Below are 19,732 nucleotides of genomic sequence, written 5' to 3'. Positions count from 1 at the left end.
TCCCGCAATCCTTCCGAACTCGAGCCAAGCTCGAGGAATTCAGTGCTCAGGCTTCTAGTTCGCTGTCGAGAATCGCGAAAAGCTCTGCTTCGTCGGCGTTTGCCACATCGTCGTCGCGATGGACACCAGCGGTGTCGATTCGAGCTGCCCAACTGGTCGCAATGGACTGCAACCGAGCCACGATCCGGGCCTTTTCCTCCTCGACCCAATTTCCGGTCGCGAGGGCGGATTCCAAATCCTCGAATACCGCGTCGATCGAACGAACAAGCTTTTCCGCGGGCCCGTCCGAGAGTTGTTCGCGGAGATACTCGGCCAGCGCGGCGGGTGTGGGGTAGTCGAAAACCACGGTGGCCGCCAGCGCCAAGCCGGTATCCGCTTTGACCCGGTTGCGCAGCTCGACCGCACCCAATGAATCGAATCCCAGGTCCTGGAAGGTGCTGCGGTCGGCATCGAGCGCGGACACGGCGTCCCGGCCGAGTACGGCCGTCACGTGCGCACGGACGGCATCGAGCACGACCTGCCGCTGCCGATCGGCATCCAGGCCTGTAAGCCGTTGCCGCAGACCGGATATCACCATCGAGGTCGCCGCCGGACGGGTGGCCGCCGGTGGTACCAGTTCCCGCAGCAGGGGTGGCAGTAGTCCGGCATCGGCCTGGGCGCGGATCACGGTGGTGTCCAAGCCCGCGATCACCGCGTGGCCCGGACCCGTTTCGAGCACCGAATCCCATGCGGCCAAGGCCTGCTCGTCCGACAACGCGGTGAATCCGGCGCGCATCGTCCGGGCTGCATCGGCATCGGTCAGGTGTCCGGTCATGCCGCTGGAGCGTGCCCACGGACCCCAGGCCAGTGACCGACCGGCCAGCCCTCGTGCTCGCCGGTGGGCCACCAGACCGTCGACGAAGGTGTTCGCTGCCGCGTAGTTGGCCTGCCCGGGGCCGCCGACCGTGCCCGACAACGACGAGAACACCACGAACGCAGCCAGATTCAGATCCGCGGTCGCCTCGTGCAGATACCAGGCGGCGTCGGCCTTCGGCGCCAGCACCGCATCCACCCGGGACGCGGTCAACGCAGCGATGACCCCGTCGTCGAGGACGCCCGCGGCATGGATCACCCCGGTCAACGGCCACGGCTCGGACACGTCGGCCACCAAGCGGCTCACCGCGCCGGGATCGGTGACATCACACGCCACCACCCGAACCTGCGCGCCCAGTTGCTCCAACTCGCCGGACAGAGCTGCGACACCGTCGGCTTGCGGGCCACGGCGGCTGACCAGCAGCAACGACCGCACCCCGTGCTCGACGACCACGTGCCGGGCGACCACCGCGCCCAAACCACCGGTGCCACCGGTGATCAGCACCGTTCCCGTGCCGAAGGCGGACGCTTCGCCGCTGGTCGTAGGTGACACCACGGTGGGCCGGCCGAGTCGGGCGGTGTGGGCGACACCGGCGCGCACCACCACCTGTGGTTCGGTCGCGGCCTGCGCCCCGAGCCGCTCGTCGATACGAATGTCGGTGTCGACCAAGTGGATTCGGCCCGGATCCTCCGACTGCGCACTCCGCACCAAACCCCACACCGCGGCACCGGCGAAGTCGGTGACATCCTCACCGGGCAGGGCGACCGCGCCACGCGTCGCGACCACCAGCCGGCTCGATGCGAACCGGTCCTGCCCCAGCCACGCCTGCACCACCTCGAGCATCCGGGCGACCTCGGCGTGGGTCGTGGTCACCACATCGGCGCCGGTGTGATCGGTCCAGCCGGACCCGGCCTCGACCACGACCAGCGGGGGCACCGGCGACTCCGGACCCAGCCGATCCCACCGGCCCACTTCCGAATCCGCCACCGGGGACTCGGATTCGGTCGGCGACCACACGAGTTCCAGGACCGCAGCGGCGGCACCGCCCGCACCCGCGGCGGTCGCGGCCAGCTGCGCCACCGGCATCGGACGGGTCGTCATCTCGCCCGACAGCACCGGTTGTCCGTGCCCATCGGTCATCGACACCGACACCGACGAACCGGTCGCGGTCAGCCGCACCCGCAGCACCGATGCCTCGGCCGCATACAGTGCCACCGACTGCCACGCGAACGGCAAGACGACCTGCTCCGGCGGGATCTCCTGCACGCCGGCCAGCAGTCCCGACTGCAGGGTCGCATCCAGCAGTGCCGGATGAATTCCGAATCCCGCGCCGTGCACGCCGGTGTCCGCGTCGACGGCGATCTCGGCGAACACCTCTTCGCCGCGGCGCCACAGCGCCCGCACACCTCGGAAGGCCGGTCCCAGGTCGTAACCGCGCGTCAGGAACTTCGTGTAGTCGATCTCAACAGCGGTCGCCGCAGCCGGCGGCCAGGCCTCCGGCTCGGGCATCGCCGTGTCGTCTCGGCTGGTCAGCAGGCCATGTGCGTGCAGTTCCCACTGGCCGTCGTGATCGTGTGCACCGCGGGAATAGATCGATAGCGACCGCTGCGCAGACTCCGGCTCGGGTCCGCCGACGACGACCTGAATCCGCACCCCGCCCGACGGGGGGAACACCAGCGGCGCCTGCAGCATCAACTCCTCGATTACCGGGCAGCCGGCTTCACGACCGGCACGCAACGCCAACTCCACGAACCCGGTCCCGGGCAGCAACATGACCCCGCCGATGACGTGGTCGGCCAGCCACGGCTGCGACAGCGCAGACAGCTGCCCGGTCAGGACGACACCACCGGCTGCCATCGGCACGGCCGTGTCCAGCATGGGGTGAGCCACCACCCGCAGCCCCAGGGAATCGGCGCCGGCGATACCCGGTGTGGTCTCGAGCCAGTAGCGGCGACGCTGGAAGGCGTAGGTGGGCAACGACACTCGCGAGACCGGACGGGCGGCGAAGAACACCCGCCAGTCGACATCGGCACCGGCCGCGTGCGCCCGCGCCAGACCGGTCACGAACTGCTCGACCTCGCCGTGCCCGCGGCGGGCTCCGGCAATCACCGACGACTGCGATTCGATGTCCTCCGGCAGGCTCTGCCGGGTCATGGTCGCCAGAACGGCGTCCGGACCGACTTCGAGGAATCGGCGCACTCCGGCGGCCGCCAGCGACTCGATCCCGGGGGCGAAGCGCACGGCCGACCGCACCTGCCGGACCCAGTAGGCCGGGTCGAGCACTTCGTCGCCTGCGATCCGCCCGGACAGGTTCGACACCAGCGGCAGCTGCGGGCGACGGTAGCTGACATCCCTTGCGACAGTGGCGAACTCGGCCAGCATCGGGTCCATCCGGTGAGAATGGAACGCGTGCGACACCCGCAGCCGCGAGGTCTTGCGTCCGCGGTCGGCGAACTGCTGCTCGATCGCCGCCACCGCGTCCTCGTCACCGGACACCACCACGGCCTGCGGCGCGTTCACCGCAGCGAGGGACACCCGGTCGGCCTGGCCGGCGAGTGCCTCGGAGACTTCGTGTTCGCTCGCCGCGACGGCCAGCATCGCTCCCCCTTCGGGCAGCAGGCCCATCAGGCGGCCCCGCGCCGCGACCAGCCGACACGCGTCCGGAAGCGTCCAGACACCGGCGAGGTACGCGGCGGCCAGCTCGCCGATCGAATGCCCGATCAGGTAATCCGGTGTGACACCGAACGAATCCAGGAGCCGGCACAGCGCGACCTCGTAGGCGAACAGGGCGGGCTGGGTGAAATCCGTTCGATCCAGCAGGCCGGCATCGTCCGGCCCGCCGCCGGTGAACATCACCTGCCGCAGCGAAACGCCGAGCAGTGGATCGAACTGTTCACACACCTCGTCCAGCGCAGCGGCGAACACCGGAAATGCTTCGTAGAGTTCACGTCCCATGCCGGCCCGCTGGGCGCCCTGCCCGGTGCACAGGAAGGCGGTCCTGCGCGACATCGCCTGTGCTGCCGTCACGCCGGGGGCCGTGCACGCCGAGCCGTGCTCCGCGAGCGCCGCCAGGCCGGCCAGCAGTGTGTCGCGATCGCCGGCGACCACCACGCCCCTCCAGTCCAAGCGGGCGCGAGTGGTGAGGAGTGAATAGCCGATATCGTCGACCGCCACGTCGGGGTGCTCGATCGCGAACTGCCGCAGCTTGGCCGCCTGCGCGCGCAGGCCGTCCTCGGTCTTCGCCGAGAGCAGCCAGGTGAAGAGGCCCGCCGCCAAGGCTTTCGCACCCTGATCGGGTGCCTCGTCCGCCGTCTCGGTGGAAGCCGCTTCGAGAGCAGGGGCTTCCTCCAGAATCACGTGCGCGTTCGTGCCACTGGCGCCGAAGGAGGACACACCGGCGCGCCGGACTCGCTCCCCCGCGGGCCAGGGTTCCGCCGTGGTGAGCAGCCGCACCGAGCCCGCGGACCAATCCACATGCGGGGTCGGCGTATCGACATGCAGTGTCGCGGGCAGCATGTCGTGCCGCATCGCCTGCACCATCTTGATCACGCCGCCGACACCGGCCGCGGCGGAGGTGTGGCCGATGTTCGACTTGAGCGAGCCGATCCGCAGCGGCTCTCCGGCGCGATCGCGTCCGTAGGCGGCGATCAGCGCCTGCGCCTCGATCGGGTCGCCGAGGGTGGTACCGGTGCCGTGCGCTTCGACCACATCGACGTCGGCCGGCGTGAGACCGGCATTGGCGAGCGCCTGCGCGATTACCTTCTCCTGCGACGGACCGTTCGGCGCGGTCAGCCGGTTGCTGGCGCCGTCCTGGTTGACCGCGCTGCCGCGGATGACCGCGAGCACCCGGTGGCCGTGCCGGCGCGCATCGGACAGCCGCTCGATCGCGAGCATGCCGAGACCCTCGGAGAATCCCGTCCCGTTCGCCGCCGCCGCGAAGGCCTTGCACCGCGCGTCCGGGGACAGCGCATGCTGCCGGCCGAACGCGATCAGCAGGGCCGGATCCGACATCACGGTGACGCCGCCGACCAGTGCCAGCGAGGTGTCTCCCTGTCGCAGTGCGTGGCAGGCCAGGTGCAGGGCGACCAGCGACGACGAGCACGCGGTGTCCACCGACAGCGCCGGGCCCTTGAAGCCGAAAGTGAAGGCCACGCGGCCGGACAGGACACTGTTCGAAACACCCAGGTAGGCATGGCCTTCCGCCTCGGCGGTAAGGCCCGGCGAACCCACGCGCGGGCCGTAGTCCTGGTGGATCACGCCGGCGAACACACCGGTGTCGCTGCCGCGCAGCGTCACCGGATCGATGCCGGCGTCCTCCAGTGCCTCCCAGGCCGTTTCCAGGAACAGCCGCTGCTGCGGATCCATCGCCAGGGCCGCACTCGGGCCGATCCCGAAGAAGCCGGCGTCGAAATCGCCCGCCGCGTCCAGGAATCCGCCTTCGCGGGTGTATACGGTCCCGGGCGCGTCCGGATCGGTGTCGAACAGCCGCTCCAGGTCCCAGCCCCGGTCGGCCGGAAAGGGGCCGACGGCGTCGGTGCCGGAAGCGACCAGATCCCACAGCTGCGCCGGAGTTTCGACACCGCCCGGATACCGACAGCTCATGCCGACGATCGCGATCGGTTCGCCGGCACGGTCCTCCAAGTGCTGGATGTGCTTCTTGGCGGCGCGGAGGTCTCCGGTGAGCTTGCGCAAATACCGGCTGAGCCGTTCCTCGTTGCTGGTGCCGGGGTTGGTCATGCTGGGCCGAACTCCTCGTCAATCAGATCCAAAAGCTCACTGTCGGAACGGAATTCGAGATCATCGAACTCACCGTCCGACCACGTGCCGGCCAGGTAGGTGCGGAGACGCTCGTTGACGCCCCGCAATCCGGCGACGGTCTCGTCGTTGTCGCTGCCGCCGGCGATGATCCGCTCGAGCAGGGCCTCGAGCCGCGCGATGTCGTCGGGCACCGCCGATGCCGGTTGCGCAGGTGCTGTCACCGTGATCTGCGCCAGCAGGTAGTCAGCGACATCGCCCGCGGTCGGGTAGTCGAAGACCAAGGTCGAGGGCAGCGACAGCCCAGTCGCCTTCGAGAGCCGGTTCCGGAACTCGACTCCGCCGAGGGAATCGAAACCGAGTTCGCTGAAGCCGCGATCGGGTCCGATGTCGTCGGCCGACCCGTAACCCAGCACCGCCGCCACGTGTTCCCGCGTCAGATCCAGGACGACCCCGCGTCGATTCGCGTCCGCCACACCGTGCAGGCGCTCCCCGAGCGACAGTTCACCACTCGATGTCGGGGCCGACCGGCCGCGTGCCCGAACGAACCCGCGCAGCACCACCGGAATCGGACCGGTATGCGCTTCCAGGCGCAGTTTGTCGGTATCCAGATGCAACAGCGCTGACACCGGTTCGGCCGTAGTCAGCGATTCATCGAACAACCGCAGGCCGTCGGTGCGGTCCAGCGGAGCCAGGCCCAGTCGCTCCAACCGGCTCATGGCGGCGCGATCCAGCGCGCCGGTCATGCCGATGTCCTGCTGCCACGGCCCCCAGGCGAGTGCGAGTGCCGGTAGTCCCGCGGCGCGGCGTTGCATCGCGAGGGCGTCCAGGAAGCTGTTCGCGGCAGCGTAATTCGCTTGCCCGGCCGAACCGATCATTCCGGCAATCGAGGAGAACATCACGAACGCCGACAGATTCATATTCCGGGTGAGCTCGTGCAGATGCCACGCCGCATCGGCTTTGGGAGCGAACACCCGATCGACCTGGTCATCGGTGAGCGTGTGGAACGTGCTGTCGTCGAGCACGCCCGCCGTGTGGACGACACCGGTGAGCGGGTGCTCCGCGGGCAGGCCGGACAGCAGATCTCGAAGCGCGTCGCGGTCGGTGACATCGCAGGCTGCGATCCGCACCTCGGCGCCGGATCGGGACAGTTCCGCCACGAGTTCCGTTGCGCCGTCCGCACGCTCGCCACGGCGGGAAACCAGCAGTAGTCGCCGCACACCGTGCGTGGTGACCAGGTGCCGGGCCAGCAGCGCGCCCAATCCCCCGGTCCCGCCGGTGATCAGAACGGTTCCGGACCCGAACGATACTTGCTCTGTGACATCTGCTGAGGTCAGTGCCTCCAGTCGCGGTATCAGGACATGGTCGCCCCGCACGGCCACCTGCAGCTCCCCGGTCTCGAGCACGGCTCGGATCGAATCGGCCGAAATATGCTGTGCACCAATGGATTCGTCCGCGTCGAGCAGCACGATCCGCTCCGGGTATTCGGTCTGAGCGCTGCGTATCAGCCCCCATACCGCAGCCGATGCGGCATCCGGCGTCTCATCAGGCAGGGCTGCCGCACGGCTGGTCAGCACAACCAGCTGCGACCGTGCGAATCGCTCGTCGGCCAACCAGTCTCGTACCGTGCGCAAGGCGGCATTGACCCGATCGCGCGCGGATTGCTTCGAATCACCGTGCAGCGCAGCGGCTTCGGACCACACCACGACGTCCGGAACGGTCGAAGCCGAGGCGAGCGTGGTCAGATCCGAATACCGCTCGTCAATTCCGTCTACGTGCGCAGCTCCGAGCACGGCTGCGCTCCCGGTCGGGGTGTGTCCGTCGGGCATCTCCACCGGCACCCAGCGCAACCCGTACCGTGCCGCGCGTCCACCCGGCAACGTGGCGCGGAACTGCTGGACGTCGTAGGAACGCATGACCGCTTCGTCGATGGTGACCACCGGACTTCCGTCCTGGTCGACGGCCACGACGGTGATCGCCTCACCACTGCGCCGGATGGCCATCACCCGCAACGTCCGGACCGTGGACGTGGTGTGGATTTGCGTTCCACCCCAACGGAACAAGAGTTTGCCCTCGGCGGGATTGCCCTTGTGGTCGGGCCAGATCAAACAGGCGATTCCCGCATGCATCACCATGTCGAACAGCGCCGGATGCAGCTGGAACCGTTCGGCCGGGAATTCCTGGTTCAGGGTGACCTCGGAGAAAACCGTGTCACCACTGCGCCATGCGGCGTCGACGCCGATGAACGAGGCACCGTATTCCAGTCCGGCGGCACGCGCCACCTGGGCCGGAATCCAGTCGGTATCCACCGGTTCGGCGTCGACGGGCGGCCACGGCGCGTTGCGCAGCATGTCCATCAGTCCGATATCGATCAGCTCTCGGCTGCCCAGCACGCCACTGGCGTTGCGCGTCCACTCGCTATCGGCCCTATCGCTGGTGAGGCGGTAGTGGAACGTGAAGGATCGACGTCCCGTGGAATCCGGTTCCCGCACAAGTACCTGGAGTTCGACCTCGCCGTCTGCCGGCGGGAGGATCGGCGTCTCGAGGGTGAGCTCCTCCACCGCACTGCATCCGATCCGCGGACCCGCGACCAGCAGCATCTCCATGAGCGCGGCACTCGGGACGAGCACCACGCCGTAAGTGGTGTGGTCGGCGATCCAGGGATGGGTCCGCAGTGAGAGCCGCCCCGTGAACAGCCACTCGTCGCGGTCGGCCACTCGCACCACGTCGGTGAGCAGCGGGTGGTCCGAGGCGGCGCTCCGTGGGTCGCCGAGGCTGGGTTCGAGCCAGTAACGCCGATGCTCGAAGGCGTAGGTGGGCAAGGCGATTCGCGACACCTGGCGGATGGCGAACAGTGGATTCCAGTCGACGGCCAGACCGGCGGTGTGCGCCTGGCCGAGCATGGTCAGGAACTGCTCGACCTCGTCGTGATCCCGGCGCCCCGCCGCGGCGACAACCGACCGAGCCTCGACCTCCGCGGGAAGCGTGTGCCGCGTCATCGCCGCCAGCACCGCGTCGGGTCCGACTTCGAGGAACCGGCGCACGCCCGATGCCACCAGCGTCTCGACACCGGGCGCGAAACGCACCGCGGCGCGCACCTGAGACACCCAGTACCCCGGATCCAGGATCTCGGCGCCGGCGATCCGGCCGGAGATGTTCGACACCAACGGAATCCGTGGAGCGTTGAAGGTTACTTCCGCCGCGAGGGCCTCGAACTCGGCCAGCATGGGCTCCATCCGAGCGGAATGGAACGCATGCGACACCCGCAGTCGGCTCGTCTTGCGACCCCGCTCGGTGAACTGCCGATCGATCTCGTCAATGGCGTCCTCGTCACCCGAGACCACCACGGCCGCAGGCCCATTCACCGCTGCCACCGACACCCGATCACTGAATCCGGCGATCGCCGCGCTGATTTCGGCCTCGGACGCGGCGACCGCGAGCATCGCGCCGCCCGCAGGCAGCGCATCCATCAGCCGCCCTCGTGCCGCGACCAACTCGCAGGCATCTTCCAGTGACCACACACCGGCCACATACGCCGCGGCCAGTTCACCGATCGAGTGCCCGATCACCATGTCCGGGACGAGCCCGAACGACTCCAGCAGCCGATACAGCGCCACTTCGAAGGCGAACAGCGCGGGCTGGGTCAGTCGTGTCCGATCCAGCAGCCCGGTCACCGCTGACCCTTTCGAGCGACCTGACAAGCAGTCGCTAGCTGACCCTTTCGAGCGACCTGACAAGCAGTCGCTAGCGGTAACTCCCTGATCGTCGATCAGGTGTCCGGTGAACATCGCTTGCTTCAAGGAACATCCGACCAGGGGATCGAACCGGGCGCACACCTCGTCCAGCGCTGCGGCGAATACCGGGAAGGCTTCGGACAGGCCGGCGCCCATGCCGACCCGCTGCGCGCCCTGACCGGTGAACAGGAAGGCGGTCTTCCCCGAGGCCACCGTGCCGGAAACCACTCCGGCCGAGGCGGAACCGGCGGCCAGCTTCGCCAGCCGCGCCAGCAGTTCGTCGCGATCAGAGCCGAGGACCGCTGCCCGCCACTCGTGCTGCGCACGTGTCGTCGCGAGCGAATACCCCACATCCGCCGGATCGGTGTCGGGGTGATCGATCAGCCACTGCTGCAGTTTCACCGCCTGTGCCCGCAGGGCGGTCTCACTCTTGGCCGACACCAGCCATGGCACCGCTGTGTGTGGGTGGTCGGTAGCCGGTGGCGAGACGACAGGCTGCGGGGCGGGCGCTTCCTCGAGGATCAGGTGGGCGTTGGTGCCGCTGACTCCGAACGAGGACACACCTGCCCGGCGAACCGTTCCCCCCGCATGCCACGGTTCCGGCTGGGTCAGCAGGCGCACCGCGCCGGCGGACCAATCCACGTGCGGGGACGGCGCTTCCGCGTGCAAGGTCGGGGGCAGGGCCTCGTGTCGCAGCGCCTGCACCATCTTGATCACGCCACCGACACCGGCGGCCGCGACGGTGTGACCGATATTCGATTTGATCGATCCGATGCGAAGCGGCTCCCGATCCCCGCGATCCTGCCCGTATGCGGCGATCAACGCGTTGGCTTCGATGGGATCCCCAAGGGGAGTGCCGGTTCCGTGCGCTTCCACCGCATCCACGTCGGCGGGTGTGAGCCCGGCATTCGCGAGGGCCTGCGCGATCACTCGCTCCTGCGACGGACCGTTCGGCGCGGTCAGGCCATTGCTCGCACCGTCCTGATTCACCGCACTGCCCCGGATGACGGCCAGGACGTCATGGCCCAGTCGCTGCGCGTCCGACAGCCGCTCCAGGATCAGCACGCCCACGCCCTCGGCGAAGGCCACACCGTCGGCCGCGGCGGAGAACGCCTTGCATCGGCCATCCGGCGACAGGCCACGTTGCCGCGCGAAATCCACCGAGAGATAAGGGGTTGCGGCCACGGTGACGCCACCGGCCACGGCCAGCGATGTTTCGCCCTGACGCAGGGCCTGACACGCCAGATGCATGGCCACCAGTGAGGACGAGCATGCGGTATCGATCGTGACCGCTGGTCCTTCGAGGCCGAAAACGTATGCCACGCGGCCGGAGACGATACTGTGGGTGGTGCCGGTCAGCCGGAAGCCTTCGAGGTCGCCGGTGACATGGTCGACGTATCCCGAGGCGCATGCGCCCGCGAACACACCGGTGTCGCTGCCGCGCAACGTGATCGGGTCGATTCCTGATTCCTCCAGTGCCTCCCATGATGCTTCCAGCAGCAACCGCTGCTGCGGATCCATCGCCAGCGCCTCGCGCGGGCTGATTCCGAAGAATCCGGCGTCGAAATCGCCTGCGTCGTCCAGGAATCCGCCGCCGCGGCTGTAGACCGTGCCGGGCTTGTCCGGGTCCTGGTCGATCAGCTGCTCGAGATCCCAGCCACGATCGTTCGGGAACTCGGTGGTGGCATCGGTCCCCGACCGCACCAGATCCCACAACTGCTCCGGGGTCCGGACGCCGCCGGGGAAACGGCAGCTCATGCCGACGATCGCGATGGGGTCGTCCGCGCGGACGCGGCGCGACACCCGGGTAGTCCTGGGACCGGATTCCGTTCCCTCGATCTTGGAGTGCAAGAGGGTGGCGACCGCCGCGGCGGTGGGGTGGTCGAAGACCAGGGTGGATGGCAGCTGGACACCGGTGGCCTTCGACAGCCGGTTGCGGAATTCGACGCCGCCGAGCGAGTCGAATCCCAGTGCGTCGAAGCGCTCGCCGGGGCTGATGTCTTCGGCGGAACCGTGTCCCAGCACGGCTGCCGCGTGCTCCCGGACCAGGTCGAGCACCACCTCGGCGCGTCGAGCTTCCGGTACCCGGCTCAGTCGTGTGCCGAGCGAACTCGACGCGGCCGCGGGCCGGTCCGTGGTGCGGGGCAGGAAACCGCGGAGCACCGCCGGCACCGCACCATCGCGCGCTTCGCGCCGCAGCTCCGCCGGGTCGAACCCGATCGCTGCCGCGTGCGCGGCGGCGCGGGCGGTGGCCGCGTCGAACAGCCGGAGCCCTTCGTCGTTCGCGAGCGGGTGGAGACCGAGCCTTTCCCAGCGGGCGACGGCGCTGCGGTCCAAGCCGCCGGTCATGCCGGCGGCGGAATTCCAGGGCCCCCAGGCCAGCGAAGTCGCGGACAGCCCTTCGGCTCGGCGACGATGCGCCAGCGCGTCGAGGAATGCGTTTGCTGCCGCGTAGTTGCCCTGTCCCGCCGTTCCGATCGTTGCCGCGACGGACGAGAACAACACGAAGGCCGACAGGTCACGGTCGCGAGTGAGATCGTGCAGGTGCCAGGCCGCTGCGGCCTTCGGGCCGAACACTCGCTGCAGTTGCTCGGTAGTAAGCCCTGAGAGGGTGCCGTCGTCGAGGACACCCGCCGCATGGACCACGCCGGTCAGAGGATGATCTGCATCGAGCGAATCCAGCAGAGCACGGAGTGCTTCTCGATCGCTCACATCGCAGGCCGCCACCCTGACAGCAGCGCCGGCTGCTGACAGCTCGGACATCAATTCCGTTGCACCGTCGGCAGTTTCGCCACGCCTGGACACCAGCAGCAAACGGCGGACGCCGTGTGCGGCGACCAGATGCCGGGCCACGAGTGCGCCGAGGCCACCGGTGCCGCCGGTGATCAGTACGGTGCCGGCGCCGAAAGCCTGTCCCGGCTCGGCATCGTGCTCGGCTCGTGCTCTCGCCAGCCTCGGCACGAGCAATGCTCCGTCGCGCACCGCGGCCTGTGGTTCGCCTGCCGCGAGCACCGCGCCGACCAGCGTCGGGTCAGTCATAGGCGCGGCGGCCGACGGATCGGCGTCGAGGAGAATGAACCGGCCCGGATATTCGGATTGGGCGCTGCGCATCAGGCCCCAGACGGCTGCCGCGGCGAGATCCGGTGCCTCGCCCGGCAGCGCGGCACCGTTCGCGGTCACCACGACCAGCCGAGTGTCGGCCAGTCGTGCTTGCGCCAGCCAGGCCTGTACCGTCGCCAAGACCGTTTCCAGGTGGCCGCGAACGACCTCCGGATCGTCGGCGCTGACCTCCGGATGCCAGATTGCGACATCTGGAATCACTTGTTCCGCAGCAAGTTCCGATGGGCTCGGCGAGAAGGTGTCGATTCCGGCGACCGGCGCCGTACCGAGGACGGCTATCCGGTCCGCGGTCAGACTCGGTGTCGCCGCCGGCGCCGGCGTCCACTGGACGTCGTAGAGGCCGGCGTCATCCCCGGCCAGGGGGCCGCGCATCTGCTTCACGTCATAGGGCCGCATGACAACCGCGTCGACAGAGACCACGGGCCGGCCCGAATCGTCAACGGTCGCAACGGAGACCGTCTCCGGGCCGCTCGCCACGGCGATTACCCGCAGCGTCGTCGCCTTGACCAGCGGCTGGTGCAGTCGCGCCCCGCCCCAGCGGAACAGCAACCGGCCGGTATCGGGATCGCTGTCCTGATCGTGCCAGACGAGCCCTGCCAGCCCGGCGTGCATGACCAGGTCGAGTAGAGCGGGATGCAGATCGAACCGCTCCGGTTCCGGCGCGGCCGCGGTATCCAGGGTGATCTCGGAGAAGACGGTGTCACCCCGCTGCCATGCGGCGTCGACACCGATGAACGCGGGACCGTATTCGAGTCCGGATCCCTTGGCGATCCGCTCGGGAATCCATGAGGGGTCGAGAGTTTCGGCGTCGGCCGGCGGCCATGCCTCGTCCCGCAGCCGGTCCAGCAGCGCGTCGTTGCCGTCCCAGGAAGGTGCCAGCACTCCGCTGGCGTTGCGCACCCATTCGCCCGCTCGGCGGCCCGCCTTACGGAAGTAGAAGCTGAACGGCCGTCGCCCGTTCCCGTCCGGCTCCTGCACCGACACCTGCAGTTCGACCTCTTCGTCTTCCGACGGCAGGATCGGAGCCTCCAGGGTCAGCTCTTCGACGACACCGCAGTCGATTCTGCTGCCCGCGACCAGCAGGAACTCGATGAGGGTCGCGCTCGGCAGCACCACGGTGCCGTAGGTCATATGGTCGGCGACCCATGGGTCGGTCGGCAGCGAGAACCGGCCGGTGAAAACGAACTCGTCCTTACCGGCCACCGGCACCACACCGGTGAGCAACGGGTGGCCGAGGGTGCCGCCGGTGGCTTCGGGACGCGGCGGCAACCAGAACCGCTGGTGTTGGAAGGCGTACGTGGGCAGGGGAACTCGTCGTACCGCCGGGCGACGGAACAGTGGCGTCCAATCCACGCTCACACCGGACGTGTGCGCGTGCCCCAGCATCGTCAGGAATTGTTGGGGCTCATCGTGATCCCGGCGCACGGCCGCGGCCACCACCGACTCCACGCCCTCCGGAAGGGTCTGCCGGGTCATCGCCGCCAGTACCGCGTCGGGCCCGACTTCCAGGAATCGGCGCACACCCGAGGAGATCAATTTCTCGATGCCCGGCGCGAATCGCACCGCGGCCCGCACTTGCCGAACCCAGTAGGAGGGTTCCAGCACCTCGTCCCCAGCCAGCTGACCGGACACGTTCGACACCACCGGTAGGCGTAGTCGGTTGTACGTCAAGTCCTTTGCGACAGACTCGAATTCGGCCAGCATCGGCTCCATCCGATGCGAGTGGAAGGCATGACTGACCCGCAGCCGCGACGTCTTCCGGCCGCGCTCGGCGAAGCGGGCCTCGATCTCGGCGACCGCGTCCTCGTCACCTGAAATCACCAGGGCCTCAGGCGCGTTCACCGCGGCGACCGACACTCGGTCGGGGTATCGAGCGACGACCTCGTTCACGTCGGTTTCGGACGCTCCGATTGCCAGCATCGCGCCGCCTTCGGGCAACGCACCCATGAGACGGCCGCGCGCCGCCACCAACCGGCACGCATCCTCGAGCGACCACAGGCCCGCGAGATATGCGGCCGCGACTTCTCCGATCGAATGGCCGATCAACACATCCGGGGTGACGCCGAAGGATTCCAGCAAGCGATACAGCGCCACCTCGAAGGCGAACAACGCAGGCTGGGTGAACTCGGTCCGATCCAGAACCGTGGCACCGGCACCGCCGAACATGATGTCCTCGAGCGAGCACTCCAGCACGGGATCGAACTGGGCGCACACCGAATCCAACGCGTCCGCGAATACCGGGAACACCTCGTACAAGCCGGCGCCCATGCCGATCCGCTGTGCACCCTGACCGGTGAACAAGAAGGCCGTCGTCCCCGAACCGATGGCTGCTGCGATGACACCGGTGCCGGTCCCCGATTCGGCGAGATTCGCCAACCGTTCCAGCAACTCGTCCCGATCGCGGCCGAGGACCACACTGCGTGAATCCAGCTGCGCGCGCGACGTCACCAGTGAATAGGCCGCATCCGCGACGTCGATCTCCGGCCGCTCCGACAACCAGGCACGTAGCCGGGCGGCCTGCGCGCGCAGACCCGCCTCGCCCTTGCCCGAGACTAGGAGCGGGGTGATATTCGACGGCCGCTCCGCGTCGCTATCGATGTCGCCCTGGGCAGCCGCCACCGATGCGGCTGGTGCTTCTTCGAGGATCACATGCGCGTTGGTGCCGCTGATCCCGAACGACGACACACCAGCCCGGCGGACTCGATCGCCTGCGGTCCATGGTTCGGCGTCGGTCAGCAGACGCACCGCGCCCGCGGCCCAATCCACGTGCGGCGTCGGCATTTCGGCGTGCAGCGTCCGCGGCAGCCGCTCGTGCCGCATCGCCTGCACCATCTTGATCACACCGGCCACACCGGCGGCAGCCACGGCATGGCCGATATTCGATTTCAAGGAACCGATCCGCAACGGTTCCTGATCGCCGCGATCCTGTCCGTAGGCGGCGATCAACGCCTGTGCTTCGATCGGATCACCCAGAGTCGTGCCGGTCCCGTGCGCTTCCACCGCGTCCACGTCGGCCGCCGAGATCCCCGCATTGGCGAGGGCCTGCACGATCACCCGCTGCTGCGACGGACCGTTCGGTGCGGTCAAACCGTTGCTCGCGCCGTCTTGGTTCACCGCACTACCGCGAACGACGGCCAGGATGTTGTGGCCGTGCCGCTGCGCATCCGAAAGTCGTTCCAGTACAAGAACGCCCGAGCCCTCCGACCACGCCACACCGTCGGCGGCCGCCGAGAACGCCTTGCAGCGACCGTCCGGTGACAGGCCGCGCTGGCGGGAGAAGTCCACGTACAGATACGGGCTGGCCGCGACGGTCACACCGCCGGCGAGCACCAGCGAGCTGTCGCCCTGGCGCAGCGCCTGGCATGCCAGGTGCAATGCCACCAGCGACGACGAGCACGCCGTATCCACCGTTACCGCCGGACCTTCCAGGCCGAACGCGTACGCGACGCGGCCCGAGATGACGCTGTGCGATGTGCCGGTCAGCCGGAATCCCTCGAGGTCACCGGTCACCCGCCCGGAGTATCCCGACGTGCAGGCGCCGGCGAAGACGCCGGTGTCGCTGCCCCGCAACGACATCGGGTCGATGCCCGCGTCTTCCAGTGCCTCCCAGGCTGTTTCGAGTAGCAGCCGCTGCTGCGGATCCATCGCCAACGCTTCGCGGGGGCTGATACCGAAGAAGCCAGGATCGAAATCGCCTGCACCGCTGAGGAATCCGCCGTGGCGCGTGTAGACCTTGCCCGGTTTGTCGGGGTCCGGGTCGAACAGCCGGTCCAGGTCCCAGCCGCGGTCGGCAGGGAATTCGCCGATCGCGTCCCGGCCCGCCGCCACCAGATCCCACAGGTCCTCGGCGGACCGCACACCGCCCGGGAATCGGGCGCTCATGCCCACGATCGCGATTAATTCGTCCGACATCGGGGATGGTCCGCCGACGGAGCTTGCCGGGCGGGTGAGCTCAGCGCGCCGCTGCCCGCGATCGGTGCCTGTGACTTGCGCCCGTAGCAGCGCCGCGATCGCACCCGCGGTCGGATGGTCGAAGATGAGCGTCTTCGGCAGCGGCACACCGGTGGCCCGTATCAGTCGGTTCTGCAGCTCCACTCCGCTGACGGAGTCGAAGCCGAACTCGGTGAACGGCAGGTCGGGGTGAATCGATCCGGCCGACTCGTGGCCCAGTACGGCAGCGGCATGCGCACGAACAATGTCGAGAACCACTGTGTCGCGCTGATATTCGGGGGTGGCCAGCAGCGTGCGCGCCAGCGGGCTGTCGTCCCGCGCTCCAGCCTTTGCATCGCCATCGAAAGTGTGGCCCCCGGAAATGTGATCGTCGGTTGCCGCGACGACATCGGTGACACGCGTGAAGCCACCACCGGTGACCGCCGCACCGGCCCAGAAGTTACGGCGCTGGAACGCATATGGCGGCAGGTCGACCCGCGCCCCACCGGAGACCAGCGCGCGTGGATCCACCTGCACGCCGGCGCAATGGGCCTGTGCCAGCGATGCCAGGAACCGTTCCGGGCTGCCCTGACCTCGCCGCAGCGACCCGACAACAGCTACGTCATCGGCCACACCGACCGCCTCGGCGATGGCGCCGATGCTCATCGTGACCACCGGATGCGGACTTACCTCGATGAATCCGGTGATACCGTCCCCGATCAGCGCCGTAACAGAATCGGCGAAGCGCACGGGCTCGCGCAGGGACCGATACCAGTACTGCGCGTCCAGGGTTGCCGTATCGACGAAGTCAGCGTTCACGGTGGAAAAGAACGGAATCGGCGCCGAGCGCGGCTGCACCGGAGCCAGCTCGGTCAGCAGCCGATCACGCACCAGTTCGGTTACTTTCGAATGTCCCGGCCAGGTGGCAGGGACCAGGCGCGCCCACACCCCGGCCGCGGCACAGCCGGCCACGAACTCCGCCAGGGCCGCACCCTCGCCGGATACCACCGTCTGTGCCGGGCTGTTGATCGCGGCCAGCGACAACCGATCACCGAACGGCGCCAACCGCTGCCGCACAGCATCGGCCGACAACCCGACCGCGGCCATACCGCCCTTATCGGCGAGTACCTCCGCCCCAGCCCGGGAGCGCAGAGCAATAATGCGGGCGCCGTCCTGCACCGACAGTGCTCCGATGGTCACGGCCGCGGCAACCTCGCCCTGGGAATGACCGATAACAACGCTCGGTTCCACCCCGTGCGCACGCCACAGCCGCGCCAGCGACACCATGACTGCGAACAGCACCGGCTGCACCACGTCCACGCGATCCAGCGGGGGCACATCTGCTTCGCGCCGCAGCACCGCCGTCAGCGACCAGTCCACGTACGGCGCGAGTGCCGCTTCACATTCCGCGATCGACTCCGCGAACGCCCCACCGGAATCCAGCAGGCCCTGCGCCATGCCCTCCCACTGGCTGCCCTGCCCCGGGAAGACGAACGCGACCCGCCGCTGCTCGGCCCGCTCGGTTGTCGGCTCGATCGTCACGGCGGGCGCGGTCGGGTCGGCCAGGGCCGCCAAGCCGGCCAGCAGCTCCTCTCGATCCCGCCCGACGACGCTGCCGCGCCACTCCATCTGGGCTCGCGTGGCCAGCAGCGAGTAGGCCACATCAGCCACATCCGGCTCCGGATGGCGGAGCAGCCACTCCCCCAGTCTGGCTGCTTGCGCCCGCACACCTTCCGCGCTGCGGGCCGATACCACCCACGGCACCGCACCGGCCGCGCCGTCTGCCGTGGACGCGGCGGCCCCGACGGCAGGCGCCTCCTCGACGATCACGTGAGCATTGGAGCCTCCCATGCCGAACGAGGACACACCTGCCCTGCGCACGGTGGCCACGGGCCAATTCTCCGTGCCCGTCACCACTCGTAAACCCAAGTCCTCGAATGGAATTCGCGGATTCGGTGTCTCGAAGTTCAGGCTGGGAACCAGCTTCCGGTGGGTCAGCGAGAGCACGGTCTTGATGAGACCCGCGATACCGGAGGCACCTTCCAGATGCCCGATATTCGTTTTGACCGATCCGACGGCCAGCGGCGCATCCTGTGCCCGGCTCTCGCCGTAGGTTTCGCCGAGCGCGGCGGCCTCCACCGGATCACCGGCGGGTGTTCCGGTGCCGTGCAATTCGACGTACTGCACCGACGGCGCCTCGACACCTGCCGCGGTCAGAGCGGAGTGGATCGCCGCCGCCTGCGCATCCCGGCTCGGGGCGGTCAGCACTCGGCGTTCATTGCCGGTGTTGACCGCACTGCCGCGGATGACGGCGTGGATCCGGTCGCCGTCGGCGACCGCCTGCGCCAAGGGTTTCAGCACCACCATGCCGCCACCCTCGCCGCGCACGAACCCATCGGCCCGCGCGTCGAAGGTGTAGCAGGCACCGAGCGCCGACTGCGCGCCGAACTGCTCGATACGCTCACCGCTGGTCGGCGACAGGATCAGGTTCAGGCCGCCGGCCAGGGCCACGTCGCTCTCACCGCTGCGCAGGCTCTCACAGGCCAGGTGCACCGCGACCAGCGAGGATGCTTGGGCGCTGTCGACCAGCATGCTCGGGCCGCTGAAACCGAAGTAGTTGGATACGCGGTTCGCGATGATGCCGCGTCCGACACCCCATAGTGAGTGGCGGCTGACACCTGGGCCACCTTGGGAGGCCAGGATTTCGGCGAAATCGTTTCCGGTGCTGCCGACGAACACACCGCACCGCCGGGCATCGCGCGCCGTGGCCGCCAGGCCGGCGTCCTCGAGCGCCTCCCAGCTCAACTCCAGTGCCAGCAGCTGCTGGGGATCGATCGCCCGTGCCTCGTTGGGCGAGACCCCGAAGAAGTCCGCGTCGAACTCCCCTACGGTGTCGACGAATCCGGCACGCTCGGTGATGCCCTCCCGCCCCGGGGGAGCTGTGCCGATCGCGGCGCGCCCCTCGCTGAGCAACTGCCAGTAACTGTCGAGATCGGCCGCGCCCGGCAGTCTGCACGACATGCCGACGATAGCGATCTCGAACGCCGATCCGGTCACCTCTGAACATCCTTCCCAAGGCAGGCTGGGACCCGCCGTAAAAGCCTCTGACGAGTGTGTTTGCTGTCCGCGGCAAAGGAATCAGATGATTCCTGCTTCGGACATAACGGATTTCGACGCGGTCGAGGCTCAGCGAAGAGCCCTGAATGATGCGGAGCGTCTTCCGCAAGCGGCCTGGGACCCGAGGAGATGGCGCAGACTAGGCCCGGACTGGACCCAGGTGTGCCGCTGGCTCAGTAGTGCAAATGATCAGCAAACGACGCTGAAGACTGCAGCGCTACAA

General features: G+C 68.5%; 2 protein-coding genes. Both read right to left on the bottom strand.

The features are described 5' to 3' along the window. Positions 1-46: 46 nt before the first annotated feature. Positions 47-5,590 (bottom strand): type I polyketide synthase, encoded by a 5,544-nt coding sequence (locus OIE68_RS38685; protein ID WP_327095842.1) that lies wholly within the window; start codon positions 5,588-5,590, stop codon positions 47-49. Next, a complete protein-coding gene (locus tag OIE68_RS38680; RefSeq protein WP_327095841.1) occupies positions 5,587-19,449 on the bottom strand; it encodes a type I polyketide synthase in 13,863 nt (4,620 codons plus the stop codon). The genes OIE68_RS38685 and OIE68_RS38680 overlap by 4 nt, the downstream gene beginning before the upstream one ends. Positions 19,450-19,732: the final 283 nt, after the last annotated feature.

It is taken from the genome of Nocardia vinacea (assembly GCF_035920345.1).
GTDB classification, from domain to species: Bacteria; Actinomycetota; Actinomycetes; order Mycobacteriales; family Mycobacteriaceae; genus Nocardia; species Nocardia vinacea_A.
The sequence above is the reverse complement of the archived record's forward strand: the minus strand, read 5'-3'. Positions and strand labels throughout refer to the sequence as shown.

Excerpts from the sequence above, each read along its gene's own strand:
- OIE68_RS38685 (WP_327095842.1), bottom strand. The coding sequence starts at position 5,590 with ATGACCAACCCCGGCACCAGCAACGAGGAACGGCTCAGCCGGTATTTG.